Source organism: Marinomonas posidonica (assembly GCF_043643765.1).
Taxonomy (GTDB): domain Bacteria; phylum Pseudomonadota; class Gammaproteobacteria; order Pseudomonadales; family Marinomonadaceae; genus Marinomonas; species Marinomonas posidonica_A.
The window spans coordinates 70,896-95,656 of sequence record NZ_JBHZSP010000009.1; the positions used below are offsets into that span (position 1 = coordinate 70,896).

Consider the following 24,761-nt stretch of genomic DNA (forward strand, 5'->3'; position numbering starts at 1 on the left):
CCAGCTTAATCCAGTTGTTCAATTGGCATACCGACACGCAGTACGCCAGAACGAACCACGTCGGCTCGTAATCCTCCTTTGTGCAGCCAAGCCTTAACCACTTGTGCTGCACTCATCTCTTCCGTTGCTAACCTTTTCCCCAACAAGGCACAAGGTTCACACAGCTCAACACCATAAAACTCAGCATCACCAATACGAAATCGCTTACCGACCAAGTCATTCAAACTGACGCCATAGGTCACCACATTACGACGAGTATCGGATAGCGTGATGCGCTGTTCAAAGTTTTCATTAAAAGCATGAATTTCTTCCAGTGCAACAAAGGTAATATTTGGGCCATCATTGCCTTTTTTTCCGTAGTACCTATCCCCTACGATGCCCTTGCCCGCATCCACTTTTACCGCCTCTATTTCAATTTGCGCTTGCTTGGCTTTTTTCGCCACAAAGATGGCTTGGATCATATAACGCTTTCCTTTATTTAAACGACACAGACATTCGACGATAAGGAATGTCCCCTTTGTAAAAACGCTCGCCCGATGCTGTCATACCAAAACGCTGATATAAAGAGCTGGCACTTTCTCTGGCATCACACCAGAAGATACGAACGCCACTGGCTTTTAGGTCTTCAATAATACGACTTAACACAAACTGACCTATGCCCTGCCTCTGAAAAGCTTCTAAAGTAGCAAATTTTCTTAACCTTGCCGTATCTTGCTGAATAAAAACAGACGCCACGCAAACCAACAAACCTTGTTTGTCCACACCATAGTGTTCCCCAAAATCATCGTCCTCGACGCGGCATTCCTCTATGGTTTTATTTGGCCATAATACTTGTTGGCGCAAGGGTAAGGTTGTCTCAGCATCAATTTTTCGAATCGCTAGCGCTTCTAGTATCACGATAACCACTCCAAACCCTGATAGGGGGTTTCTTTTAACGAGGTCAGACGGGATGACAAAGACCCAAGGTGGAACTCCAATTGATGACCATCGGGGTCTCTTACGTACAAAGACTCCCCTTCACTTTGGTTGGCTTGCCAAATATCCAATGAAGGATCATCACACATCGCCTTTAAGGACGCAGTATCAATATTAAAAGCATAATGAGTATAGTGAACACGCATCTCTTCTTTTTTATCCAAACACAAAGATAAGCACAGCCAAGCATCACCATAAGATAAATAAGCGCCCGTTGCCCAACGAACCTCAGCGGTAAAACCCAACTGATTCTCATAGAAATCGAGTGAGCGACTAATATCCTTTACTGACAATGTAAGGTGATTAAAGCCTTTTACGGATGATCCAAGCTTTTTATCTTGATATGACTTGATCATGGCAAAAATTTTAGTCGCTTTCTCAAAGTGATTAAGCTGGTGCTCTTCAATCCACCAACGTGCTACGGACATTAAAGTTTCTGGCTGGTCATTTTTATTGGCAAAAAAAGCATAAAATGACACCTGAACCTTTTCGCCTTTTTGTCTTATTTTTTCCTGACAAACTGAAAGAATCTTTTGTCTCACTTCTAAATTCATGACTTTATTCCCTTTTTTAATCTTTTCACTGCTTGATACTTGCGACTATAAGTCTCATTTATACTCCCTATGCGACTAAAGTCTGACTTCTTATTCAATTCGTCCCTGCTAGATTAGAGATGCGTAATAAAAATAATTATAAGGAGATCTACCGTGTCAGATCATAGCATTAATGCAGAAAAGTATTGGCAAGCCAACCTCCGGCTCATCCTCGGAAGTCTGGTGATTTGGGCCCTTGCCTCTTACGGTTGTGCCATCCTACTACGTCCCATGCTCTCTGGGATTCATATTGGAGGAACAGACTTAGGTTTCTGGTTTGCCCAGCAAGGTTCCATCCTCGTTTTCATTGCTTTGACTTTCTTCTATGCCTGGAGAATGAATAAGCTAGACGAAGAATTCGGCCTGCAGGAGTAATTCAATATGAGTCAATTTGCTATTAACTTGTTATTTGTCGGTGGGTCCTTTGCGCTTTACTTCGGTATCGCGATTTGGGCTCGTGCAGGATCAACTAAAGAATTCTACGTGGCAGGTGGTGGTGTCCACCCGGTCCTCAATGGTATGGCAACCGCTGCAGATTGGATGTCGGCGGCGTCCTTTATCTCCATGGCAGGCCTCATTGCGGCCGGTGGTTACGCTAACTCAACTTTCCTCATGGGCTGGACGGGAGGGTATGTACTTCTCGCGATGCTACTCGCACCTTATTTGCGTAAATTTGGTAAGTTTACCGTACCAGACTTCATTGGTGATCGATTCTACAGTCGTACTGCCCGTCTGGTTGCCGTTGCATGTTTGATTACCGCGTCTGTTACTTATGTCATTGGTCAAATGACTGGTGCTGGTGTGGCTTTCTCACGCTTCCTAGAAGTAGATAAAAACACAGGCTTAATGATCGCCGCTGTTGTGGTATTCTTTTATGCTGTATTAGGCGGTATGAAAGGGATTACCTATACTCAGGTTGCGCAATATGTGGTGTTAATCATTGCTTATACCATTCCAGCGGTCTTTATCTCCTTGCAACTAACGGACTCTTTCATTCCAGCGTTAGGCTTGTTCTCAACTCATACTGAATCCGGTATGCCGTTGTTGCAGAAACTGGATGAGGTAGTACGTGAACTCGGCTTTAGAGATTACACGGCCGATGTGGACAATAAACTGAATATGGTTCTCTTTACTCTATCCTTGATGATAGGTACTGCGGGTCTGCCTCACGTTATTATTCGCTTCTTCACTGTCCCTAAAGTGGCTGATGCACGTTGGTCTGCTGGTTGGGCATTGGTCTTCATTGCCTTGTTATACCTAACGGCTCCTGCCGTAGCGTCTATGGCTCGTTTGAACCTAATGACAACCATCTACCCATCAGGTCCAACTGAGCAACCAATTGAATATGCCGAGCGTCCAGATTGGATTCAAACTTGGGAAACCACTGGTTTGATCAAGTATGAAGACAAAAATGGTGACGGTCGTATCCAATTCTATAACGATACACCAACCTATGAAGCGGAAGCGACAGCACGTGGTTGGGAAGGAAACGAGTTAACGGTTAACCGTGACATTCTGGTATTGGCTAACCCTGAAATTGCCAATCTACCAGGTTGGGTCATTGGTTTGATCGCAGCAGGTGGTCTCGCGGCCGCACTCTCCACCGCCGCAGGCTTATTACTGGCTATTTCTTCTGCCGTCAGTCATGACGTCATAAAAGGCTCGATTAACCCCGACATCAGTGACAAGGGGGAATTGACGGTCGCACGGATATCCATGTTTGTCGCCATTATCGTCGCCACCTACCTCGGTATGAACCCGCCAGGATTCGCCGCACAGGTCGTTGCTCTGGCGTTTGGTATCGCGGCAGCGTCCATCTTCCCAGCGTTAATGATGGGGATTTTCTCGAAACGTGTGAACAGTAAAGGGGCTGTCTCAGGCATGCTGGCAGGTTTGATTTCCACTTTGGTTTATATCTTCTTATTCCTAGGTTGGTTCTTCATTCCAGGCACAGCAACCCTAGCCAATACACCAGATAATTGGTTGCTTGGTATCTCTCCATTGTCATTCGGTGCCGTTGGCGCTTTGATCAACTTCGCCGTTGCCTTTGCCGTATCCTCAATGACAGAAGAGCCACCTAAAGAAATCCAAGATTTGGTTGAAAATGTTCGTTACCCACAAGGGGCAGGTAGCGCAGTTGATCACTAACTGACGCCTTCCTACTCAATATCGAGCCTTGCTTTCCGCAAGGCTCGATTTCCTTATAATAAGAAAATTAAATAAAGGAACACAGTCATATGATTTGGGAATTGGTCGCAACTGTTTTTGCTGGTCTTGGCGGCGCCGGTATCGCTTTATTAATTCGTAAACTCTCTAAACAGACCGCACCTAAATGGTTAGTGCCAGCGTTTGCAGGTCTCTGTATGCTTGGTTTTCAAGTACAAGGCGAATACGATTGGTACGATCATCAAACGGGTTTATTGCCCACTGGTGTTGTGGTCGTTAAAGCGGTTGAAGAAAAAGCCATTTGGCGTCCATGGAGTTACGTCTTTCCTCAAACCACTCGTTTCATTGCAGCTGATGTTGCCAATTCGGCACAAAATAAAATTGACCCAAATTTAATTTTGGTGGATCTGTACTTTTTTGAACGCCGCTCTACGGCAAAACGAGTCCCACAAGTCATTGATTGCGTACAATCGGCTCGAGCAGACTTTACCGATTCATTCAGTGCCGAAACCAATTCAACCACTCAATGGTACCCATTAGAGGATAACGACCCGTTAATCACCGCCGTCTGTAGTTGAAGAATTCCATCGCTCGCTTGAATATAATTGCCTTGGCAGAGCTTCTTGCCCAAATCATAATAGGCTCTTTTAGTCTACTGAGTCGATGTTATGACCATTACCGAAAACGAGCGCGATGCCGTCTATAAAACCATCTTTAGTCGACGAGACGTTCGTCGCGAATTTAAATCAACTCCCATTCCAAAACAGATATTAGAACGCATGCTGCTCGCAGCTCATCACGCTCCCAGTGTCGGCTTCATGCAACCTTGGGATTTTATTTTAGTCTCCGATAAAGACACTAAAGCCAAAATCAAACAAGGCTTTTCACAAGCCCACAGCGAAGCGGCTGAGCTGTTTCAAGGGGATCGTCAGAAAAAATACAAAACGCTCAAACTGGAAGGCATAGAAGAAGCGCCTTTAGGCATATGTGTGACCTGTGATCGTGGTCGAACAGGGCCTGTGGTATTAGGCCGAACAGCGAAACCTGAAATGGATTTATTTAGTTCAGTTTGTGCCATTCAAAACTTATGGCTTGCCGCAAGGGCTGAAAATATTGGACTGGGTTGGGTGAGTATTTTGCATGATCAGGTGCTTCGAGATCTTCTAAAAATACCAGATAACATTGAGATTATTGCTTACCTTTGTATTGGCTACGTAGATGCCTTTCAAGACACGCCGGATTTAGAAAAAGCTGGCTGGTTAACACGTCGTTCTATTGAATCGGCTATTCATTACGATGTCTGGCAAGAGAAAAATTAGTGAATAAAATTCATCTTTGAGGGTATTTTTTATCGTTTGTCTTCTTTGTTGGCACTTCTTATCATAAACACATCGAAAAAATTCACCATAGACCAGCCAAAAGCGGGTCATTTGATAAAGAAGGAAAACATTATGAACAATTCAAAGTCTGTCTCTGAACTAATCAATAACGTAAACGCGGCTTACCTATCTGACGCTGATGTTCGTATCGCAATTGCTCGTGCTGAACGCGCTGAATTCATTGTTGCTACATTCGCAGCCGCTGGCAAAGCCATCAAATCTGTAGTGGCTAAAATCAAAACGAGCCTAGTATCTTCTTCTGCACAACACGCTTAAGATTTTCTAAAAAGAGCTTAGAGTAAGCCCTTTTCTTGAGAGTTCTCTTGTGAAGGCTCATTGGCTTACTCCTTACGGAAAAGGCGCTAAAAATAATTTATAGCGCTTCCCGCCTTCTTTAATCAATCATTTCATGGCCGTAATCAAAGACCGTCCGTCTTATCATTTTCTAGGTTTTTAAGATCGCAAAATTGCTCTATCTGTTTTTTCCATTCGCCCTTGGCACCCAATACAAAAAGCAATTCAACAAAGACAAACAACGGCCCAACGATCAAGCCGATAACATCAGCCAAAAAAGCAGGCTTTTTACCCTCAAAGTAATGGCCAATAAATTGAAAAGTCCAGCCAACAACAAACAGACCCAATCCACTCACTAACCACTCGACTGTCGTTTGTTCGGCAAGATAATCTGCGATTAACAAACAAAGTATCAAAAGACAGGACATGGCAAGTCCGATCAAAAAATGCAATGACAAATAGAATACACTGCTTAGCACCACCGCCATAATTGCAGGCGTAAGAGGCACATCAAAAACAGAAAAATTCGGGCGAGAAAGCAATATGGCAATGGCTAATACAATCATTGGAATACCAATAAAATGCGTGGCAACATTACGTCTATCTTGATGGTAATAGGCATATTGGGATAAATGCTCTAGCAGGCTCTTCATGATCTGACCTCTTTTATTATTGTTTTAGATATCAGTAAAACGCATCAAAATAATATTAGTCAATACCATTTATTAATATCATATTTCCATTTATAAGCTTTGTTTATAACGCGTTTTTCAAGCAAACTCACATCTTCCGCTTTATCAAGAATGACAAAAAGTACACGCTTAAATCTGTTTACAAATACACATAAAAAAAACGACTTCCGAAGAAGCCGCTTTTTCAATCAATTATGGTGCACTAACGCTTAGTGGTGGTGACCACCTTCACCATGAACATGTCCATGCTCAACTTCTTCTTCAGAAGCTTCGCGAACTTCCACAATCTCAACATCAAAGTTCAATGTTTTACCTGCTAGAGGATGATTGCCATCTAACATCACACCATCTTCTTCGACACCAATAACCGTTACTGGCTGCTGACCACCAGGGGTTTGCGCCATGAACTGCATGCCAACTTGGATGTCATCCACACCTTGGAAGTTTTCAGTTGGTACTTTTTGAATCAGTTCTTGATGAATCTCACCGTAGCCATCTTCTGGAGCGACAGATACTGTCAATTTTTCGCCAGATGCTTTGCCTTGAAGCGCTTTGTCCAAGCCGTCAATGATATTTTGTGCACCGCTTAAGAACACCAATGGCTCTTGACCAACCGAAGAATCGAGTTGCTGACCTTGGTCGTCAGTTAATGTGTAGTGCATGCTCACAACGGTGTTTTCAGAAATTTGCATTGTCTTCTCCAGCTTTATCTTGAATAAGGGAACGAGCGCTTGATACAAGCAAACAATTTTGCGATACACCGCCACAACACGAACCCGAGCGTTAGTTATGATAACGTTCTAATAACAGAATCACCAGTTCGTAGATCTTGGTCTTATAAGCTATTTTTAAAGGGCTAGCGCCATCTTTTTTGAGAAAAAATAGAAAAAAGTCCCCTCACCCTATGTAATTAAACCTTTTTCGCTCGAAATTGTGACGTATCCAATGTGTGTGATTGCCCTAACCAACTGACACCTTGGGTGTGATCACGGTAATCATCGCCAGTCAAAGGGTGAACAAAAACATCCAAACTTCGACGATTCATCATTAACCACGGGATAAAGTCGCCGAAAGTCTCTGCCGCAAAAGACAGCTGGCAGCTCCACAATGGATGAGGCCCCACTGGCTTTTGATGGAAACGCCCCACTCGAATATCAAACAGATCAGAGGCCTGCTGGGCTAATGTTTGCGCCATTACTAACCCTTTTTCATCTTGGTAATACAGATGGGCGTGAAAAGCCTTAATCTGAGTATGATCTGGTAACGTCATGCTGTTTCTCCTCAATATTCGTAAGCAGTTTAACATGCCCTAAGCCTTTTAGGATCGGCTAGTGAAGGTACGAATAAGTCTACTAAGACTCAGTCTTTCAGAGAAATCGTCAAATAAGGCGCGACTCTGAAGGAATGTAGGTACCTTTCAAAGAGTCGCAACGCAGTAGGATATTTTCTCTGAAAGACCCGCATGCCTACAAGGATGTAGGTAATAAGAGCAATGCATAACCACAAGGATGTGGTGTAGTAGGGCAACGCAGGAGCGGTTGCCGAGGGCAAGGTCTAAAAGCCTGTATTCTTTGTTGAGTGCCTAGAATAACAGGCTTTTATCCACCTGCTGAGGCAAGAAGGCTTATTCGCACCTTCCCTAACACGACCTAAGTCTTAGAGGATTATCAAAATAAGTGTGTTACATTTTCTCTTCAAAGAATAAAACAATGCTTTATATTCAGGTGCTTAGGCCATGACGTTTTTTTGGATTCTATTAGCTATTTTATATGTGATGGGCCTATTTTTTATCGCTCTGTGGGGAGATAAGGAAGGTCCTCAAGCGAAGAAGTTAACCAGACACCCTCTGGTTTACAGTCTTTCATTGGCGATTTATTGCACCGCTTGGACATTCTATGGCTCAGTTGGCGAAGCCACTCGCTCTGGTTGGAATTATCTGCCAATCCTATTAGGTCCCATTTTATTGTATTTATTCGCCTTTCCGTTATTGCGTAAAATGATCACCGTCAGTCACAAGCAAAACATCACGTCGATTGCTGATTTCATCTCTTCTCGGTATGGCAAACGTCCTATGACGGCACCATTGGTGATCTTAATTTGTATGCTCGCCGTCATTCCTTATATTGCATTACAACTCAAAGCCATCGGCTCTAATTTTGCCCTATTCGTTAACCAAGATGAATCTTCTTCTACGCTCATTGTGTTGATTGCGACCATACTGATGGGCGTCTTCGCCATGCTGTTCGGTACTCGAAAGGTAGAAGTCACTGAGTATCGGTCAGGCATGATGTTGGCCATTGGCGCAGAATCTCTTTTCAAGTTAATTGCCATTATCGCCGTTGGATTAGTCGTCTGGGCCATGACACAAGACTTAAATTTTGCCGCGTTAGAAGGGAAAATCGATGTATCTGTTTGGCACCCTGACGCCTTCCTATCATTTCCTTTTTTAATGCAAACCTTTATGGCCGCGGCAGCAGTAATTTGTCTGCCACGACAATTCCACGTCACGGTTGTTGATCATCAAGACAAGCGACAGTCCAACATGGCTCGATGGATGTTCCCTTTATATCTAGCGATTTTCGCTCTCATCATCCCCCCCCTCTCTCTTGCTGGCCAAGGTCTGTTCTCGCCTAATGTCAATCCAGATACTTATGTCATTCAATTTGCTTTGGTGTCAGATAATCTACCCTTACAAATGTTAATTTTTCTCGGCGGTATCTCTGCAACAACGGCCATGACAATCATCGCGACGTTCGCTTTAAGCATCATGATTAGCAATGATGTAATTTTGCCTATCATGCTGGCTCGCGCCAGTGCACAGCAACAAGCGTTGCCTCTTTATCGACGACGTATTTTAGTGATTCGCCGTTTGGCCATGATGGGGATACTAACTCTGTCATTCCTTTACTATCAGAAAATGGCCAACCATGAATCCCTATCCGGAACCGGAGTTTTAGCGTTTTCGTTAGTGCTTCAGTTAATGCCAGCTGTATTCGGCGGACTTTACTGGAAACGTGGTCATGCTTATGGTGTATATACGGGTTTAACCTTTGGCTTTATCAGTTGGATTTTACTCATGATGTTGCCATTAACCGGTAGCATCGAATGGGGTTTAGACAGTGAACAATCACGCTCTGAAGTGATTAGTTATGGCGCTTTCATCAGTTTATTAGCGAACATTTTTGGTTATATAGTGGGGTCTTTGCTGTCAACCGAGAGATTGATTGACCGAATTCAAGCAACTGCTTTTGTCAGCCCAACAACGGAACTTGAAAAAGGTTTCTTTAAACCCAAAAGTAAAGCGACCAACAGTGATTTTTTCGTTTTGCTAGAGACGTTTTTGGGTAAGCAAAAGTCACAACAAGTACTGGACAATTTTGGCCGCGACTATAATCAGAACATGACACCTAACGATTCTCCTAACCGCTTATTTGTGGATTATTGTGAGCGCATTTTAGGGGGCGTATTAGGCGGCTCATCAGCCCGTACCATCATTAACTCTATCTTGATCGACAAACAAATCAAGGTAGAAGAAATGGTGACTTACTTAGACGAAACCACTCAAGCCATTCAATTTAGCCAGAACCTACTATTTGTCTCTATGGACAATCTTGACCAAGCCATCAGTGTCGTTGATAAAGACTTACGAATCGTCGCTTGGAATAAGACATACCGACAACTTTATCCCTACCCAGAAGGCATGCTCAAGGTCGGTTTACCTGTGGAGGAACTAATCCGCTACAACGCCCAACGAGGCGAATGTGGTGTAGGTGAAATCGAAGACTTAGTCAACAAACGTCTCGATCATCTGAAAAAAGGGACGTCCCATCGCTTCTTGCGCCGCCGAGCCAATGGTCGAGTCATTGAAATGATCGGAAACCCATTACCAGATGGCGGATTTGTCACCAGTTTTACCGACATTACTGAGTATATTGAAAGCCAACAGGCTCTCAAAGAAGCCAACATCGACCTTGAGAAACGTGTAGAGGCACGCACAGAAGAAGTACAAAGTATCAACCATGAGCTACTTCAAGAAATAAACCGCCGAAATAAAGCCGAAAAAGCCTTAATGGATGCCAAAGGCGAAGCCGAACAAGCCAATGCGTCAAAAACTGAATTCCTTGCTTTAGCCAGTCACGACATTTTGCAGCCACTGAACGCGGCAAAACTCTACATGGGCATCCTTAACTCAACGGAATTAGAAGATGACACAGGGCATGTGATTCGAAAGCTGTCCGACTCATTAGAGTCCACTGAAGCGCTGATTTCGACCCTGTTAGAAATTGCACGTTTAGATCAAGGTGCCATTCAGCCAACCCTTGAAACTTGTAGCTTAGATAATATTCTTAGGCCCATCATCGCAGAATTTGACGTCATCGCGGCCAGTAAGAACATTCAACTCAGTACTTATGTACGCTCATTTAATGTCTATTCAGATCCTATTTATTTACGTCGTATCATCCAAAATTTTGTCTCTAATGCGGTGAAATATACAGCAAAAGGCCGAGTTCTATTGAGTGTTCGCCCACGTAAAAACCAAGTCCTGTTGCAAGTATGGGACACAGGTGTAGGTATTCCGGATGCAGAGCAAGACAAGGTATTTGATGACTTCTATCGTTGGGAAAATACGCAAGAACCGGGTATGGGGTTAGGATTAGGTTTAGTACGCCGTATGCAAAAACAGCTAGGCCTCGTCACTCAAGTGCGCTCTATTCCAGGTAGAGGGAGCTGTTTTAGCATTCATATTCCGATGGCGACGAACCAGGCTGCCCCGTTTGCCAAAACGAAAATTGAATCAGATGAAAAAACTCAGGATCACACCAGTTGTCGTGTTTGGTGTATCGACGATGATGCCAATAACTTAGCCGCCATGGCGAGCCTTTTAGCACACTGGCAATGTGAGTGTCGCAGTTTTCAAAGTTATGACCAAGCGTTTTTAGCAGAAGGGGAAGCAGAATTACTTTTAGTAGATTATCATTTAGACGATGATAAGGACGGTCTTAACCTGATTCAAGCCTTACGAGAGAAAGCCGGTTACTGCATTCCCGCAGCATTGTTAACGGCTTCCAGAGAACCTGATTTAATTGAGACCTGTAAAGCTCAACAGATCAGTTATATGGCCAAACCGGCTAAGCCAGCCAAGCTCAGAGCGTTAATACGTCATGTGCAAAAAACCTGAACTTAGCCTAAATCAACACAAATACTAGGCCTTAGTAAGACCACAACCAGCAAGGACAATGCCGCTTATCGCATCACCAATACGCATTAAGTCGTCTTCGTCGTAACCGTCCTTACCACTTAATGCGAGCACCTGTGCCTCAAAGTCAGCATAGTGTTGAGTCGTTGCCCAGATCATAAAGATCAGACTAGCCGCATCAGTTTGGCGCATTTTTCCAGCGGCCATCCAAGCCTCTAATAGTTCAACCCGCGACACAAACCATGGACGTAGATCTTCTTTTAAATAATCCCCTATGTGGCTTGCACCACTAACAACTTCCATAGCAAATAAACGTGATGCTACAGGCTTCTCAAAACTGTTTTTTAACTTCACTCGGATAAAACTGTCTAACACTTCTGCCGGATCATCTTCTACCGTGGCACGGTCAAACAAATCGTTCCAGCCCGTCAGTGTCTGATCTAACACCTGTTTATATAGGTTCGCTTTCGACTGAAAGTAATAAATAATATTGGGCTTTGGTAGACCTGCACGTTCCGCAATATGCTGCAAACTAGCACCGTTATACCCTTTCAACCCGAACTCAACTTCAGCGGCATCCAGTATTTTAACAAAGACTTCTTCACGATGATTTTGGCGCTTACTCATAAGGGGTCGTTCCTTAATTTTGATATCCCATAGCAAATACGCACATTCGTTATGCCTACGAATGGCTTATTATTAATCGTCACTACTCGGCTAAAAGAGTGGTCAATTCTTCCGCAGTCGACAGTTTCCCTTCGTCTTCAATATTCGGAAAAACAGCCACTGTGATCTTATCGGCGGCAAGACTTGGTAACCACTCGGTTTTAAATGTATCAAGAGAAACCGCCACTGGCTCACAATCATCCCAGTCTTCAATTGCCCACTGGCTGGCAAACTCAGCATCAGGCCATACCATCACACAATCACCATCGTCTGTTTCAACCATGACAAAGCCTTCTTCGTTGCTTAAACTCCAGACCTGCTGAGTGGCCTTAGCTTGTTCAATAAAATAGCCTAAACGCTCACTGTCTGGTGACACCAACAATTGTACTCTTTGATCCATCGATAATTCTGTCATTGTGTTTTTCTCTTTATCGTTAAGTCTTTAAAAGTAAGCCACTTCATCGCTAGTTAAGGCTCGATATTCTCCCGCGGCAAGCGCTTCATCCAGTTGTAAAGGGCCAATCTGATCACGATGCAGCTCTGCTACTCGATTCCCTACAGCCGCCAACATACGTTTCACTTGATGGTACTTACCTTCTTGAATAGTGAGATAGATGGCATCACTTGCGATACGCTCCACCTTAGCAGGCTTTGTTAACTGACTTTCACCGTTTAACAGCACCCCTTTTTCAAGTTGCTGTATCGCCTCATCCAAAATAGGGGCCGCCAAATGAACACGATATCGCTTGTCACAAACATGCCGAGGAGAAGTGATACGATGCAACCATTGACCATCGGTTGTCAGCAACAACAAGCCCGTTGTGTCTTTATCCAGTCGACCAACTATGTTTAATTGTTGGCCAAGGTGTGCTGGCAGTAAATCCAATACAATCGGATGTTCAGGGTCCTGATTAGCACAAACGTAACCTGCCGGTTTGTTCAGTAAATAATAGCCTTCTGATGGCCATGCCAGTAATTCAGAGTCGAGGCAAATTTGATCCGATTCTTGCACTGTATAATTGGCTTTTTTAACTACGTCACCATTGACGGTTACTCGCCCTTTCGCTGCCGCAATTTTAGCCGCTTTACGAGCAAGTTCAGTCACATGGGATAAATAAAAATCAAGTCTCAATGGTTGGCCTATGCTGATTAAGAAAATACTTCATGGGTGGTTTCAATTTCTTTATAAAAGAAAGTGGAGTTGTGCAGCATGCCATTCGCACTGCGGGTATAACCAGGCACTTCGCCAAATGGAATGTATCCCATGTTGACATACATATCATGAGCAATGTCATCACTTCGTACTTCAAGGATTAAGAGTTGCCTTTGCATCGCAGCAGCGACTCGCTCAACACCTTGCATCAAGGTACGGCCTAAACCATTTTCACGAGCTTGAGTGTGTACCATGAGTTTTTCAACGTCACATCGATGTAAAGCATTGGCTTTAGGCGACATGCCGATCTGCACGCTGCCAACCACTTTATCATCCTCTCGTACTAACAAAACTTGGCGAGCATTTCCGAGCAGTTCATCATTTACGGACAACCAATAGGCTTTGGCTTCTGGTTCACTCATTGGCGGTAAAAAGCCAATCGGCGCACCTGAATCAACAGCATCAATGAGTAATTCAACAAGATCATCTAGATAAGGATTAAGGTTATCTACCTTTAATAACTCCAAACGCTTATTTCCTCTGTTTTACATTTGGCGTAATCATACCCGAGAGGCCATATTTTAGGAAATTTTAAGTATAAAAATCCGCGATTGAGTGGATAAATACACAAAAAAAAGCGGCAAATGCCGCTTTTTAGATAAGTTATACTATTTTATACATTGCCCATATATCGTCCTGGCTTATGATTCACTGCAATGATCATATTGAGGGCAATCGCACCAATAAACGAAATAATGATCAAGCGATAATCCACCACAAAGATTGACATCATTACGATAATACAATCAATCACCATTTGGAACTTCCCCATAGAAATCCCATACTTCTCAGCTAGGTAACGAGCAAGGATATTCACACCACCAAGGCTAGCATTATGACGAAACAACATGAGGAAGCCGACACCCATTAAAAAGCCACCGGTCATGCTAGCATAAACGGCATCAACAGCCTCAAACGACACCAACATAGGGGTGATATCCGAAAAAGCTGAGACACAAAAAACAGCAAAAAAAGTTTTCAATGTAAAACCCCAGCCAAAATGCCAAATAGCCAATAAGTAGAATGGAAGATTAATTAAGAAAAATGCTTGGCCAAAAGTAAGTGCAGTTGAGTACTGGATCAAAAATGCTAAACCAGCAGAACCACCGGTTAATAGCCCAGCTTGAGTAAACAAATTCACCCCTAATGCGATGATTAATGTACCGATTACCATGGCTTGAATGTCTTCTAAGCGGGTATGTTTTTGAACGTTTGGTAACTCTGCGGTAGACATACTTTTCCTTTGAGTATTGTGCTTAATTCGTAATGGGCGGGATTGTAGAGAAAAAAATCAACGAGACCAAGATAAGCAGAGTACACAAATTCTAGGGGGTTGAGGAAAGTGTCTACTTTTATAGACACTTTATTGGGGTTTCCTTTGAGAAGCGCAAATACGACCAATTACCTTTCCGATGACACGTCTTGGTGATACCCAACCAATCCGCTCAGACTGAAGACTTTTATTATTTTCACCACCAAGCCATAACTGCCCATCCGGTGCGATATGTAATATTTTTTTGACAATATAGCCATATAAAGCATGGTCAACCACAACGAGCTGGCCAATTTTGAGCTTACGATACCAACGACTAATAAAGACAAAATCGCCATCGTGAAGATTGGGGGCCATGCTTTCCCCTTGAACTTTAATAAAGCGCAACATCATCCCTCCTTCATCAATAGATAATACGGCTGAGACAAAATATCAGGAAAAGACGTTGTCCTTTCCTGATATTCATAAAACTAATCACCCCTTCAGATCAGGGTAGACAGTGTCCAACATAGGTGGATAAGGACAAGGTGCTCTGTAGGTTGCGACCCCTTTCGTTAACCAAAAGGCTTCAGCAAATTCATTCACTAATGACACCAGCTTTTCACCTTCTTCACGCTTAATACCTTGCTTACATTTTGAGGCTTGCAACATAATACTGTGGGTCAAATCATGCGCGTTAGGCACTTGTTCGAATTGAGGTGCTTTAAAATAGTCTCCCCAAATAATACGAACCGCTTCTTTTACCTCTGTGCTCGCCGACTCTTTTTCACCTACTAAACGGGCGATTTGAGCATAATCTGCAACCGTTAATGTTTCTTTGTCTTCGATTTCTTTAATCAGATCCATCAAGCGAACACAACTTAACGCTGCCAATAAAGCGGTTGAGGGATCGTAAATCTTACACGGAATATCGCAGTGAGCTTGAGCGGTTTTAAAACCAATCACCTTGTCTAACACTTTCACCATATTATGCATCATGGTTTTTATCCTCCTGCTTAGAACCTTTACGACGTAGTACTTGCTTATAAATTAAGCCGCCTACGATCACACTGGCAATGGCTAGCCAAGTTAACATATGAATCAACTCACTAGACCAATGAGCATGGTCGTGACCTGGGTGTGCTAGCACTATTGAACTCATCAGAGCCAAACAGAGACCAGCAACAAGCGATTTAACAGCAGATTTCATATATTTATCCTTATCAATTTAAAGCGAATTTAATGGCGCACCATAGTGGCCTGACTGGTAACAACATTTGTAATAGAACGCATCAGCGCTTTACTTTGAGCCATAACATGTTTGCTATGACTCTGTGAGAACAACTCCCATTCAAAACGAATGTGAGTTGCTGTTCTCATAATCAATCCACGTTGGTCCTCATCCATATCAGGACGCACAATGACAGCCTGTAAAAAATTCACCGCGCTTTCGTATTGCGTGTTGGCAGATAGGAAGTCGCCCAGAGCCGTATAAGACTCAGCGATATTGAGAAAGCTCACTGCCGCGGCCGCCACAACAGATTCAGCGTCTTGATGAAAATCATCATCAAAAGATTGCTCAACCTGCTGAAGTGCTTGTTGATTAAGCTCGATGGAGTCTGAGTAATCATGGTTTGAATAAGCTTTATTGGCTTGTCTTGTTAAACGTTCCCAGTTTTGCATCGTTTCCTCCGCGACCAAGCAGGTCAATCATTAAGATCTAATGAGAATCATTATCGTAAACAAAGCAAAATAAATCCAGTTATTTTGAGAATAAATCTCATTATTAATAATGTTTTTTTCGAAAACTTGGAAAAGACAGGCACAAAAAAGGCCAGCTTATCGCTGACCTTTTAATTACATGTAAGCATATTGTATGCGCTAAAGAAACACTACCACTCAATACCTGGTTGGGCTTTTACACCACCAGCAAACGCATGCCGTTCATTGGCAATCTTACTGTGAGTATCTACAGAATCCAGTAGAGCTCGCGGCGCGGTTCGCCCTGTCATCATAACATTCTGATGTGCTGGACGAGAGGCTAACGCATCGATTAAATCCTTCTCATCTAAATAGCCATATTTGTACATATAGGTGATTTCATCCAACAAAACGAAATCAATACTCTCATCAGCCAGCATAACCTTAGCCATAGACCAAGCCTGATTCGCCGCTTTTTGCTCCAGCTCAGGGTCACGGGTTTCCCATGTAAAACCATGTCCCATTACATGAAACTCAACGCGTGGATGTTCACCGAAAAAGAGTTGTTCACCGGTGGCCTTACGACCTTTAATAAACTGAATCACACCACATTTTTGGCCATGACCTAATGCTCTCGCCATGGTGCCGAAGGCACTGGAACTTTTCCCCTTGCCATTGCCCGTTAACAAAATGGTCACTCCACGCTCTTCTGTCGCAGCGGCAATACGCTGATCCACAACCGCTTTCTTTTTTAACAAACGTGCTTGCTGTTTTTCGGCTTCGGTTTGCGTTGCTGTATTTGCCATTAGCCTTGTCCTCTTTTATCTCTTAACGCTTTTTATAAAGTAACCAGCTTGGATAATATAAGTCTTTATGGATTGCAAAGACCCTCAGTATAAAGACTAATGCCACGGCGTAAATCGAGTTAAATTCATGTGAAGGTATGTTTTTTTCTAGTAGTACCAACAATAACGCCCCCAGAAAAGCCGGTGTTGCATAAAACTCTCTGCCTAATACCAATGGCGGACGATGACTCAACACATCTCGAATAATGCCCCCTGCAATGCCGGTGATCACTCCCATAGTGATGGCAATCGTTGGCGCAAAACCTAGGTCCAATACTTTTTCCGTGGCCACCACGGTAAACAGAGCCAAACCAAAAGAGTCAGCATAGTGGAAAACGCTCTGTCGATCCTCCATGTAACGCACCGCAAAAAAAGCCGTCAAAGATGATAAAAAAGCGACCCAAAGATAAGAGGTATCACTGACCCAGTAAACATCTTCAACGCCCAATACCGTGTCTCTAATGGTACCGCCTCCAAGTGAGGTCACCATGCCCAAAAACACCACACTGAACAAATCCATGTCTTTTTTACCCGATGAGATCACCCCGGTCACAGCAAAAGCCGCTATCCCAAACATACCTAATAGATATAACAACATTGTTTAATTTGTCTCTGTCAAACTAAGCCACCTCAACGATTGCTAAGTCATTTTATTATGAGCCGTTTTTTATCATTCACTTGATTGTTCAGACGTATTGAGAAACCAATCCCCTGCCCCCAAACGCTTTAATGACACCCATTCACCTTGTATGGAGAATTCACTCACACTGGTGAAATCAACATCGATACGAAAACATTTTGATAAAGGCCATTCACACAACAGACTGACAAGCACTTTAATGACTCCTGAATGCGCCACTAGCACACAAGCATCCATTGGCTCATCTTTCACACTTAGCCACCATTGCCATACTCTATCTGCCACAGCTTGCAAAGTTTCACCTTGAAATGGGTTTTCATTGACAATGTCGCTAGCCCAAATTTCCATCTCTTGCCGCGGTATATCAGACCAACATAAACCTTCCCAATGACCAAAATCCATCTCTCGTAAAGCATCAACAGATTGAGACTGACCATCACTGATGTGGTTCGCCAATAAGGCCGCCCTGCTTAAAGGGCTGTGATAACAACGAGTCTTGTCATTGTCATACTCTAAATTCAGCGACGCTTTTAACGCCTGAGCATGCGTTTGCCAACCCTTCACCAACGGCACATCCATATCCCCATAACATAAACCCGCTTTCACATCCGGTTTGGGGTGTCGAACTAGAAGCAGTTTCATGATGCAAACACCAATAAAGCCGCAATCATAAAGATTTCGCCCAGTTGCTCGCTAGCGCCCAAGGTATCACCATTAAAGCCTTGAATCTTATGCTGTAAATACTGACGTATGGCCAATAAAAACAACGCAGCCAACACAGCAACGAGTGCAATTTCCAATAGACTCAAAGACAAAATGGCCAAAATCGCACAGGGCACCAAAGCCACCCCCCATTCTTTCATACCAAATCGGGCAATCATGCTTTTGGCTTTACTCTCACCTAATGTGACGTAATCCAGACAATGCATCAAAACAAGAGGAAAAACGCGCGCCAAGACATGAACAGCACACCAAGAAGTGATCAAATAGATTAAGCCTAAAAAAGAATTTGAGGCGGTATTTAATAGCTCGCTCAACAACAACCATTTCAAGGTTAAGGAAAACCAAATGGTCAGAGCGGCATAACTGCCTAAACGTGAGTCTTTCATAATGGTTAGGCGTTGCTCTTTATCCCAACCGCCGACCAAACCATCACAACTGTCCATCAAGCCATCTTCATGAAAGCCCCCCGTTAAAAGCACAGCCGTCAGTAACATGAACAGCGCCTGTAACGAGGTTGACCAATCAAACCATAATGGCCAAGCACTCAAAATAGCGATGACGATACCCACCCATGGCAAAAAGCTCACTGCCGGAAGGTGTTCAATATCATCACGCCAATCGACTCGTAATGGAATGCGCGTATATGTTGCTAAACTGCGTTTAAAGCCTTGCCAATAAGCGCTGGCTAATACGTTTTTCATACTATTCTCATACCCTTAACCACCCCACCAAACCATCAATCGATATTAGGCTTGATCACTTACACCGGCACTTTCGAAACTGGCCATTTGTGCCATAAAAACACAGGCACTTTGAATTAAAGGGTAAGACAAAATCGCACCAGAACCTTCCCCTAAACGCAAATCTAAGGACAAAATTGGCTCCGCGTTAAGAAACTCCAGTAAACGTTGATGCGCTTGTTCATTTGATTGATGAGCAAAAATAGCGTACTCCTTCACCAAGGGCGACACTTTATGAGCAAACAACAAAGCCACGGAACAAATAAAACCATCAACGACAAAAGCGGTCTGCTGGTTTGCAGCCTGCAGCATAGCCCCAGCCATTGCCAATATTTCAAAACCACCGACTTGCTCAGCAAGGGTTTGTGGGCTCCAGTCAGCCATACGCTGACCCGTTTCTTGTTCGGCACGTAATAAAGACTGCTGGATAATGTTTGCCTTGTGAGACACTCCATGGTCATCCAAGCCAGTCCCTCGGCCCGCCGTCAGAGTGGCGTCCTCACCTAATAACGCCGACATCATGCAAGATGAAACACAGGTATTACCAATGCCCATTTCACCAAACATCAATAGCTGGCTGCCTTCTGCTATGGCCTGATCCACTTCTTCTACCCCAGCTTGCAGCGCCTTAGCAACTTGCTCAGACGTCATGGCTGCCGTTTGACTAAAATCTTGAGAAGCATAGGCCACTTTGCGCTTGGCTAACAATGGATGATCGTCCAAATCTACTTTCACACCAACATCAACAACCCGCAATGGCACATTATGCTGCTGACAGAACACACTCACCGCCGCGCCTCCCATCAAAAAGTTCATCACCATTTGTGGCGTCACTTCCTGTGGAAATAAGCTAATACCTTGATCGACCACACCATGGTCCGCTGCAAATACAATCATCTTGGCACGACTGACGTTCGGTGTTGTCTTGCCTTGAATTCGCCCCAGTTGAAAAGCAAGTTTTTCAAGGAATCCTAACGAACCTGGCGGCTTAGTTTTGGTGTCAATTTTATGCTGTAGATCCACGTCAAAAGCCGACGAAGGAGCTTGAATTTGAAACGACGGTAACAAGGCCTACTCCTTAACGCTGAGCTTTCACAGCACGCTGTCGAACCACTTCGTACAAGCAAACGCCTGTAGCGACCGATACATTCAAACTGGATACTACGCCAGCCATAGGCAGCTTAACGAGATAATCACACTGTTCACGAGTTAAGCGGCGCATACCTTCCCCTTCTGCACCCATCACAATGGCCGTCGGAATGGTTAAGTCCTGCTCATAAATGGTACCTGTCGCTTCGCCTGCTGTGCCGAAAATCCAAATACCTTGGTCTTGCAGTTTTTTCATCGTTCTAGCAAGGTTCGTCACCGCATACACTGGCATGCTTTCAGCCGCACCACAGGCCACTTTACTGACAGTGGCATTGAGCGGTGCGGAATTATCTTTTGGCATAATGACAGCGTGAGCGCCAGCGGCATCAGCACTTCGCAAACAAGCACCAAGATTGTGAGGGTCAGTCACACCATCCAGAATAATGACCAATGGCGTTTCATCTAACCCTTCAACATAAGCGTGCAAATCGGCTTCGCTGCCTGCTTTTGTCATAGTGGTATAAGCCACAACACCTTGATGCACGACTCGTTCTTTGGTTTTGCTAAAAAGCTGATCTAAGTCGCGACGTGGCACCAAACTGTAACGAACCTTGTTCGTTTTGCATAACGTCATTAACCGCTGTGTTTTCTTGTCATCACGGCCTTCTTGAAAACGCACTTCTTTAATACGTTCAGCTTGTTGTGACAAGGCATTTTCTACGGCATGAATACCGTATATCCATTCTAAATCGGACATGTTTTATTTCATTCTCTCTATATCGGCATTTAATCGACTATTGGTTAGTCTCGAGATCGTGGTTTCGCATTGTTTTTTTTCGCTTTGCTGACCTTTTTCGCTTTTTTAGGCTTCTTCGCACTGTTTGACGACGTTTTTGTCTTAGCCGCAGCTTGAGCCGTTTTCTTTTGTCTAATGCGCTTTCCCTTCGAAGGAGTACGACGCTTTTTACTCTTCGGTTTATCTGAGTCTTTATCTTTTGCGCCTTCTTTCTTGCTTCCTGCCCCCTCTTCCGAAGTATTTTTTGCCTTTGGTTTAGAACGACCACCTAATTCAATCGGAGGCAGCTGCGCCAATTGCATTTCCAATTCAGTCAGGTCATCACGCTCGACCTTCTTTCGAGGACGTGAAGCCGATTCATCTAATGTCAGATCAATTTTACGCTGCTCTAAATTAACACTAGCAACTCGAACTTTCAGACGATCACCAAGACGGAACACCCGACCTGTGCGCTCACCAATAATGGCTTGATGCTCAATATCATGAACAAAGTAATCCTGACCTAAACCAGAAATGTGAACCAAACCATCGACAAACAACCCCTGTAACTCGACAAACAAGCCAAAAGACGTCACCGCCGTAACCACACCATCAAAAGCATCGCCTAGATGTTGCTCAACGTATTGGCATTTAAGCCAAGCTTCAACGTCGCGAGTGGCTTCGTCAGCACGTCGCTCTGTCAAAGAACAAGAATCGCCTAAACCATCCATATCAGCATGATCATAGCCGTAAATTTTCTTCTCTTTTAATAAAGGACTACCAGCAACACGATGTGCTTGAGTCACATTCGGTCGACCTTCACCACGAATCAAATAACGAATCGCCCGATGGACCAACAAATCAGGATAACGTCGAATCGGCGAAGTAAAATGGGTATACGCCTCATAATTCAACCCAAAATGCCCCATGTTATCGGCTTGATAAACCGCTTGCGACATAGAACGCAGCATCATGGTTTGAATGCTTCGAGCGTCCGCTCGGTCTTTGATCTGCTCGGCCACCATAGCGTAATCCGCTGGCGTCGGTTTAAGACCACCCGTGAGCTCTAAACCAAGCAATCCAAGATAGCTGCGCAAAGTCAGTAGTCGATCTTCTTTTGGCCCTTCATGAACACGGAACAAGGCCGGTAAATCCGCTTTAATCAATAACTCTGCCGCCGCCACATTCGCACATAACATGCACTCTTCAATTAGCTTATGGGCGTCGTTTCGTTCGACCGGTACTATGTGTTCAATCTTCGAATGCTCATCAAACACCATACGGGTTTCAACGGTATCAAACTCCATCGCTCCTCGTTCTTCACGAGCCAGTTTTAGCACTTGATATAAACCGTTGAGATCATCAATATGTGAGACGATACTTTGATAGCGATCACGCAAAGCCAGACCTTCATCTTCTGGTTCTGCCGCAATCATTTTAGCCACTTTAGTGTATGTTAGACGGGCATGGGAACGAATCAAACCTTCATAGAACTTAAAGCCACGCATCTTGCCTTTTGTGGTCAGAGAAATCTCAGCCACCATGGCAAGTCGATCGACATCTGGGTTCAATGAACACAAACCGTTGGAAAGCACTTCCGGTAGCATTGGAATCACTCGGCCAGGGAAGTAAACTGAATTACCTCGTACAATGGCCTCTTCGTCTAATGCGGTGTCTTTTTTAACATAATGAGACACATCTGCGATAGCGACAAACAGCTTCCAGCCACCTGGTGTTTTTTCACAATATACCGCGTCATCAAAGTCACGGGCGTCTTCGCCGTCGATGGTAACAAAAGGCGTCTCGCGTAAATCGACTCGATGCGCTTTGTCTTCTTCCGCCACTTCAGAGGTAAAGTGTTTTACTTGTTGCTCAACGGCGACTGGCCACTCGTTAGGAATTTCATAACGATGCATAGCCACTTCAATTTCAACACCCGGCGCCATGAAATCACCCAGCACTTTCTTCACAAGGCCTTTTGCTGATTGTCCACGCTCGGCGTAGGAAACAATCTCGACCAACACATATTGGCCATGTTTAGGCGACAGTCCGGAATCTTTACCAATCAGAATGTCTTGTGCGATTCTTGGATTTTCAGGCGTCACAAAAGCCGTCTGGCTCTCTTCATAGTAACGTCCGACTAACTGGGTATGCTTTCGTTCCAATACTTCAACGACAACACCATCTAAACGGCCTTTTACACTGCGACCAGACAAACGAACCTTGGCTTTATCACCCTCCATTACGTTCATCATCTGACGAGCGGACAAAAAGATGTCGTCATCGCTGGCACGCAATAAGAAGCCATGACCTTCTTTATTACCTTGTACGTACCCTTCGATGAAGTCACTTTCTAACAGTGGCTTATATTCATTATTGGCATTACTGGTCAGCTGACTGTCGCGACACATGGCAATTAAACGACGACGCAATGCTTCTATCTCATCTTCCCCTTTAAGAGAAAATAAGTCGCACAGTTGTGGGTGACTTAAAGCGGTATTTTGTGTGGCGAGAAATTCTAAGATGTATTCACGACTAGGCACCGGGTTATCGTACTTTGATGCTTCGCGCTGCGAGTGTGGATCGTTAATTTTTTTACTCAATGTATATTTATCCTTGGTTTTTTTAGTAAGACATCCTGTTATAAATCACCAATATGAACATCTTACGATTGAGAATGTGGTTTTGGCTTTGACAACATGCCCTTTATAAGCCCACATAAGTTACCCACATTATAGAGTATTCTCAGGGAATACTCTCTATAAAAGCCTTGTTCTCTCTATTATCTGCACACTGTAGAAAGGTTATTTTGTAATTCGACAACAAAACGTAAAAGAAAGCCTTGTTTTATCGAACAATAACTCTATTTTTGTTAGGTCAAAATGGCTATAAATAAAAAATATGACTTTTTTCTGTTTAATTATTCAGCAAATTCAATGAATAGATCGAATAATTCGATCTATTTCGACTCTAATTTCATTGGCGATGACGCTCTAAATTCATTTCGGCCATCACTTTGGTGGAAATTTCTTCCACCGACAGGGTCGTAGAGTTTAAGAAGGGGATGCGCTCCTGACGATACAAAGACTCTACTTCCTCAATTTCATAGCGACATTGTCTGAAAGAAGCGTATTTACTTTGCGCCATACGACCAGTACGAATTTCATGCAATCTCTGCGGATCAATGGTCAGCCCAAACAGCTTTTTCTTGTGAAGTTTTAATACTTTAGGTAAGCCAGCAGAGGAAAAATCATCTTCCGTTATCGGGTAGTTTGCCGCTCGAATTCCGTACTGCATGGCCAGATATAAACTCGTCGGCGTTTTGCCCGAACGAGAAACACCAAGCAAAATGATATCCGCTTGATCGAAATTTTTGATGGATGCCCCATCATCATTCGCCAAAGCATAGTTAATCGCGTCTATCCGACCATCATAAACACCCGCTTTCATACCATGGGCTTTTTGTGCCGAAGGTTGAGCTTTGACCCCTAAGGCCTGCTCAATGGGCGACAACATATCACCAAACACATTGTAACAATGGCACTGACAAGACTGCACTATGTCACTGATAGCTTGGTCTGAAATGGTATAAAAAACCAATACCGATGCCCCCTGCTCAACCTCTAAATCAATTTGTTGTTTTAGACCATTAGCTTGGTCCTTAGTGCTCAAAAAAGGCACACTTTTGGTCAATATGTCGACATCAAAAAAAGACAACATAGCAGAACCAAACACTTCGGCGGTAATCGCCGTTCCATCGGAAACAAAATACACTTTCATGTCATTTTTACTCATTTTGTTGTTATCTAACGACATCCGTT

At 43.8% G+C, this 24,761-nt stretch carries 29 protein-coding genes; 6 read left to right on the forward strand and 23 right to left on the reverse strand.

Annotation, left to right across the window (positions count from 1 at the left end):
- Positions 1 to 5: 5 nt before the first annotated feature.
- From ACHUFM_RS11495 to ACHUFM_RS11505, 3 genes are read right to left on the reverse strand one after another with little or no spacing between them, the layout of a single operon-like run.
- Positions 6 to 461, reverse strand: a complete 456-nt coding sequence (locus ACHUFM_RS11495; RefSeq protein ID WP_394182391.1) for an MOSC domain-containing protein — start codon at positions 459 to 461, stop codon at positions 6 to 8.
- A 13-nt stretch (positions 462 to 474) separates the two neighbouring features.
- Entirely contained in the window at positions 475 to 897 is a 423-nt protein-coding gene (locus tag ACHUFM_RS11500) for a GNAT family N-acetyltransferase (RefSeq protein ID WP_394182392.1), read from the reverse strand.
- The gene (locus ACHUFM_RS11505) at positions 894 to 1,529 is read right to left on the reverse strand and encodes a DUF6500 family protein (RefSeq protein WP_394182393.1); all 636 of its coding nucleotides are present in this window, start codon (positions 1,527 to 1,529) and stop codon (positions 894 to 896) included. The genes ACHUFM_RS11500 and ACHUFM_RS11505 overlap by 4 nt, the downstream gene beginning before the upstream one ends.
- A gap of 153 nt (positions 1,530 to 1,682) precedes the next feature.
- Here ACHUFM_RS11505 and ACHUFM_RS11510 point away from each other — a divergent pair, with 153 nt between their 5' ends.
- From ACHUFM_RS11510 to ACHUFM_RS11530, 5 genes are all read left to right on the forward strand, one after another.
- On the forward strand, positions 1,683 to 1,943 hold the full coding sequence (locus ACHUFM_RS11510) for a DUF4212 domain-containing protein (protein WP_113874046.1): 261 nt from the start codon (positions 1,683 to 1,685) through the stop codon (positions 1,941 to 1,943).
- A 6-nt stretch (positions 1,944 to 1,949) separates the two neighbouring features.
- Complete coding sequence (locus tag ACHUFM_RS11515; RefSeq protein ID WP_394182394.1) at positions 1,950 to 3,716, forward strand: sodium:solute symporter family protein; 1,767 nt, start codon at positions 1,950 to 1,952, stop codon at positions 3,714 to 3,716.
- Positions 3,717 to 3,805: 89 nt separating this feature from the next.
- Complete coding sequence (locus ACHUFM_RS11520; RefSeq protein WP_394182395.1) at positions 3,806 to 4,312, forward strand: hypothetical protein; 507 nt, start codon at positions 3,806 to 3,808, stop codon at positions 4,310 to 4,312.
- A 90-nt stretch (positions 4,313 to 4,402) separates the two neighbouring features.
- Positions 4,403 to 5,053: a 5,6-dimethylbenzimidazole synthase gene (gene bluB, locus ACHUFM_RS11525; RefSeq protein ID WP_394182396.1), complete on the forward strand. Its 651-nt coding sequence runs from the start codon at positions 4,403 to 4,405 to the stop codon at positions 5,051 to 5,053.
- 132 nt (positions 5,054 to 5,185) lie between these two features.
- Positions 5,186 to 5,389: an RSP_7527 family protein gene (locus ACHUFM_RS11530; RefSeq protein WP_394182397.1), complete on the forward strand. Its 204-nt coding sequence runs from the start codon at positions 5,186 to 5,188 to the stop codon at positions 5,387 to 5,389.
- A gap of 143 nt (positions 5,390 to 5,532) precedes the next feature.
- Here the strand turns inward: ACHUFM_RS11530 and ACHUFM_RS11535 are convergent, their stop codons facing one another.
- The 3 genes from ACHUFM_RS11535 to ACHUFM_RS11545 all read right to left on the reverse strand — a co-directional run bounded on the left by ACHUFM_RS11535 (position 5,533) and on the right by ACHUFM_RS11545 (position 7,369).
- The gene (locus ACHUFM_RS11535) at positions 5,533 to 6,060 is read right to left on the reverse strand and encodes an Mpo1 family 2-hydroxy fatty acid dioxygenase (RefSeq protein WP_394182398.1); all 528 of its coding nucleotides are present in this window, start codon (positions 6,058 to 6,060) and stop codon (positions 5,533 to 5,535) included.
- Positions 6,061 to 6,308: 248 nt separating this feature from the next.
- A complete protein-coding gene (locus ACHUFM_RS11540; protein WP_394182399.1) occupies positions 6,309 to 6,791 on the reverse strand; it encodes an FKBP-type peptidyl-prolyl cis-trans isomerase in 483 nt (160 codons plus the stop codon).
- 218 nt (positions 6,792 to 7,009) lie between these two features.
- The gene (locus ACHUFM_RS11545) at positions 7,010 to 7,369 is read right to left on the reverse strand and encodes a DOPA 4,5-dioxygenase family protein (protein WP_394182400.1); all 360 of its coding nucleotides are present in this window, start codon (positions 7,367 to 7,369) and stop codon (positions 7,010 to 7,012) included.
- A gap of 465 nt (positions 7,370 to 7,834) precedes the next feature.
- Here ACHUFM_RS11545 and ACHUFM_RS11550 point away from each other — a divergent pair, with 465 nt between their 5' ends.
- Positions 7,835 to 11,278 carry a PAS domain-containing hybrid sensor histidine kinase/response regulator gene (locus ACHUFM_RS11550; protein WP_394182401.1) on the forward strand — a complete coding sequence of 1,148 codons (3,444 nt, stop codon included), beginning with the start codon at positions 7,835 to 7,837 and terminating at the stop codon, positions 11,276 to 11,278.
- Between the two features lie 24 nt (positions 11,279 to 11,302).
- On the opposite strand, the gene ACHUFM_RS11555 is transcribed toward ACHUFM_RS11550, so the two are convergent.
- The 17 genes from ACHUFM_RS11555 to ppsR form a co-directional block, all read right to left on the reverse strand.
- Complete coding sequence (locus tag ACHUFM_RS11555; RefSeq protein WP_394182402.1) at positions 11,303 to 11,923, reverse strand: TetR/AcrR family transcriptional regulator; 621 nt, start codon at positions 11,921 to 11,923, stop codon at positions 11,303 to 11,305.
- An 82-nt stretch (positions 11,924 to 12,005) separates the two neighbouring features.
- Positions 12,006 to 12,377, reverse strand: coding sequence for a DUF2750 domain-containing protein (locus ACHUFM_RS11560; RefSeq protein ID WP_394182403.1), 372 nt, complete (start codon positions 12,375 to 12,377; stop codon positions 12,006 to 12,008).
- 27 nt (positions 12,378 to 12,404) lie between these two features.
- The gene (locus ACHUFM_RS11565; protein ID WP_394182404.1) at positions 12,405 to 13,094 is read right to left on the reverse strand and encodes a pseudouridine synthase; all 690 of its coding nucleotides are present in this window, start codon (positions 13,092 to 13,094) and stop codon (positions 12,405 to 12,407) included.
- A 17-nt stretch (positions 13,095 to 13,111) separates the two neighbouring features.
- Complete coding sequence (locus ACHUFM_RS11570; RefSeq protein WP_394182405.1) at positions 13,112 to 13,642, reverse strand: GNAT family N-acetyltransferase; 531 nt, start codon at positions 13,640 to 13,642, stop codon at positions 13,112 to 13,114.
- A gap of 146 nt (positions 13,643 to 13,788) precedes the next feature.
- Entirely contained in the window at positions 13,789 to 14,409 is a 621-nt protein-coding gene (locus ACHUFM_RS11575; protein ID WP_394182406.1) for a YitT family protein, read from the reverse strand.
- 129 nt (positions 14,410 to 14,538) lie between these two features.
- Positions 14,539 to 14,841: a nickel-type superoxide dismutase maturation protease gene (gene sodX / locus ACHUFM_RS11580; protein WP_394182407.1), complete on the reverse strand. Its 303-nt coding sequence runs from the start codon at positions 14,839 to 14,841 to the stop codon at positions 14,539 to 14,541.
- A gap of 81 nt (positions 14,842 to 14,922) precedes the next feature.
- Positions 14,923 to 15,426 carry a superoxide dismutase, Ni gene (gene sodN, locus ACHUFM_RS11585; RefSeq protein ID WP_394182408.1) on the reverse strand — a complete coding sequence of 168 codons (504 nt, stop codon included), beginning with the start codon at positions 15,424 to 15,426 and terminating at the stop codon, positions 14,923 to 14,925.
- A complete protein-coding gene (locus ACHUFM_RS11590) occupies positions 15,416 to 15,637 on the reverse strand; it encodes a hypothetical protein (RefSeq protein WP_394182409.1) in 222 nt (73 codons plus the stop codon). The genes sodN and ACHUFM_RS11590 overlap by 11 nt, the downstream gene beginning before the upstream one ends.
- Positions 15,638 to 15,666: 29 nt before the next feature.
- Positions 15,667 to 16,110, reverse strand: coding sequence for a tetratricopeptide repeat protein (locus ACHUFM_RS11595; protein WP_013796931.1), 444 nt, complete (start codon positions 16,108 to 16,110; stop codon positions 15,667 to 15,669).
- A 209-nt stretch (positions 16,111 to 16,319) separates the two neighbouring features.
- Positions 16,320 to 16,934 carry a cob(I)yrinic acid a,c-diamide adenosyltransferase gene (cobO, locus tag ACHUFM_RS11600; RefSeq protein ID WP_394182410.1) on the reverse strand — a complete coding sequence of 205 codons (615 nt, stop codon included), beginning with the start codon at positions 16,932 to 16,934 and terminating at the stop codon, positions 16,320 to 16,322.
- Positions 16,935 to 16,956: 22 nt separating this feature from the next.
- Positions 16,957 to 17,571: a trimeric intracellular cation channel family protein gene (locus ACHUFM_RS11605; RefSeq protein WP_063332719.1), complete on the reverse strand. Its 615-nt coding sequence runs from the start codon at positions 17,569 to 17,571 to the stop codon at positions 16,957 to 16,959.
- 72 nt (positions 17,572 to 17,643) lie between these two features.
- Positions 17,644 to 18,255 carry a histidine phosphatase family protein gene (locus ACHUFM_RS11610; RefSeq protein WP_394182411.1) on the reverse strand — a complete coding sequence of 204 codons (612 nt, stop codon included), beginning with the start codon at positions 18,253 to 18,255 and terminating at the stop codon, positions 17,644 to 17,646.
- A complete protein-coding gene (locus ACHUFM_RS11615; protein ID WP_394182412.1) occupies positions 18,252 to 19,037 on the reverse strand; it encodes an adenosylcobinamide-GDP ribazoletransferase in 786 nt (261 codons plus the stop codon). Before ACHUFM_RS11615 ends, ACHUFM_RS11610 begins: the two co-directional genes overlap by 4 nt.
- Positions 19,038 to 19,082: 45 nt before the next feature.
- Positions 19,083 to 20,144 carry a nicotinate-nucleotide--dimethylbenzimidazole phosphoribosyltransferase gene (gene cobT, locus ACHUFM_RS11620; RefSeq protein WP_394182413.1) on the reverse strand — a complete coding sequence of 354 codons (1,062 nt, stop codon included), beginning with the start codon at positions 20,142 to 20,144 and terminating at the stop codon, positions 19,083 to 19,085.
- A 10-nt stretch (positions 20,145 to 20,154) separates the two neighbouring features.
- The gene (gene rlmB, locus ACHUFM_RS11625; protein ID WP_394182414.1) at positions 20,155 to 20,922 is read right to left on the reverse strand and encodes a 23S rRNA (guanosine(2251)-2'-O)-methyltransferase RlmB; all 768 of its coding nucleotides are present in this window, start codon (positions 20,920 to 20,922) and stop codon (positions 20,155 to 20,157) included.
- 44 nt (positions 20,923 to 20,966) lie between these two features.
- Positions 20,967 to 23,543 carry a ribonuclease R gene (rnr, locus tag ACHUFM_RS11630; protein WP_394182415.1) on the reverse strand — a complete coding sequence of 859 codons (2,577 nt, stop codon included), beginning with the start codon at positions 23,541 to 23,543 and terminating at the stop codon, positions 20,967 to 20,969.
- 373 nt (positions 23,544 to 23,916) lie between these two features.
- The gene (ppsR, locus tag ACHUFM_RS11635; RefSeq protein WP_281269731.1) at positions 23,917 to 24,735 is read right to left on the reverse strand and encodes a posphoenolpyruvate synthetase regulatory kinase/phosphorylase PpsR; all 819 of its coding nucleotides are present in this window, start codon (positions 24,733 to 24,735) and stop codon (positions 23,917 to 23,919) included.
- Positions 24,736 to 24,761 lie beyond the last annotated feature (26 nt).

Excerpts from the sequence above, each read along its gene's own strand:
- ACHUFM_RS11495 (WP_394182391.1), bottom strand. The coding sequence starts at position 461 with ATGATCCAAGCCATCTTTGTGGCGAAAAAAGCCAAGCAAGCGCAAATT.
- ACHUFM_RS11505 (WP_394182393.1), bottom strand. The coding sequence starts at position 1,529 with ATGAATTTAGAAGTGAGACAAAAGATTCTTTCAGTTTGTCAGGAAAAA.
- ACHUFM_RS11515 (WP_394182394.1), top strand. The coding sequence starts at position 1,950 with ATGAGTCAATTTGCTATTAACTTGTTATTTGTCGGTGGGTCCTTTGCG.
- ACHUFM_RS11520 (WP_394182395.1), top strand. The coding sequence starts at position 3,806 with ATGATTTGGGAATTGGTCGCAACTGTTTTTGCTGGTCTTGGCGGCGCC.
- bluB (WP_394182396.1), top strand. The coding sequence starts at position 4,403 with ATGACCATTACCGAAAACGAGCGCGATGCCGTCTATAAAACCATCTTT.
- ACHUFM_RS11530 (WP_394182397.1), top strand. The coding sequence starts at position 5,186 with ATGAACAATTCAAAGTCTGTCTCTGAACTAATCAATAACGTAAACGCG.
- ACHUFM_RS11535 (WP_394182398.1), bottom strand. The coding sequence starts at position 6,060 with ATGAAGAGCCTGCTAGAGCATTTATCCCAATATGCCTATTACCATCAA.
- ACHUFM_RS11540 (WP_394182399.1), bottom strand. The coding sequence starts at position 6,791 with ATGCAAATTTCTGAAAACACCGTTGTGAGCATGCACTACACATTAACT.
- ACHUFM_RS11545 (WP_394182400.1), bottom strand. The coding sequence starts at position 7,369 with ATGACGTTACCAGATCATACTCAGATTAAGGCTTTTCACGCCCATCTG.
- ACHUFM_RS11550 (WP_394182401.1), top strand. The coding sequence starts at position 7,835 with ATGACGTTTTTTTGGATTCTATTAGCTATTTTATATGTGATGGGCCTA.
- ACHUFM_RS11555 (WP_394182402.1), bottom strand. The coding sequence starts at position 11,923 with ATGAGTAAGCGCCAAAATCATCGTGAAGAAGTCTTTGTTAAAATACTG.
- ACHUFM_RS11560 (WP_394182403.1), bottom strand. The coding sequence starts at position 12,377 with ATGACAGAATTATCGATGGATCAAAGAGTACAATTGTTGGTGTCACCA.
- ACHUFM_RS11575 (WP_394182406.1), bottom strand. The coding sequence starts at position 14,409 with ATGTCTACCGCAGAGTTACCAAACGTTCAAAAACATACCCGCTTAGAA.
- sodX (WP_394182407.1), bottom strand. The coding sequence starts at position 14,841 with ATGATGTTGCGCTTTATTAAAGTTCAAGGGGAAAGCATGGCCCCCAAT.
- sodN (WP_394182408.1), bottom strand. The coding sequence starts at position 15,426 with ATGATGCATAATATGGTGAAAGTGTTAGACAAGGTGATTGGTTTTAAA.
- ACHUFM_RS11590 (WP_394182409.1), bottom strand. The coding sequence starts at position 15,637 with ATGAAATCTGCTGTTAAATCGCTTGTTGCTGGTCTCTGTTTGGCTCTG.
- ACHUFM_RS11595 (WP_013796931.1), bottom strand. The coding sequence starts at position 16,110 with ATGCAAAACTGGGAACGTTTAACAAGACAAGCCAATAAAGCTTATTCA.
- cobO (WP_394182410.1), bottom strand. The coding sequence starts at position 16,934 with ATGGCAAATACAGCAACGCAAACCGAAGCCGAAAAACAGCAAGCACGT.
- ACHUFM_RS11605 (WP_063332719.1), bottom strand. The coding sequence starts at position 17,571 with ATGTTGTTATATCTATTAGGTATGTTTGGGATAGCGGCTTTTGCTGTG.
- ACHUFM_RS11610 (WP_394182411.1), bottom strand. The coding sequence starts at position 18,255 with ATGAAACTGCTTCTAGTTCGACACCCCAAACCGGATGTGAAAGCGGGT.
- ACHUFM_RS11615 (WP_394182412.1), bottom strand. The coding sequence starts at position 19,037 with ATGAAAAACGTATTAGCCAGCGCTTATTGGCAAGGCTTTAAACGCAGT.
- rlmB (WP_394182414.1), bottom strand. The coding sequence starts at position 20,922 with ATGTCCGATTTAGAATGGATATACGGTATTCATGCCGTAGAAAATGCC.
- ppsR (WP_281269731.1), bottom strand. The coding sequence starts at position 24,735 with ATGAGTAAAAATGACATGAAAGTGTATTTTGTTTCCGATGGAACGGCG.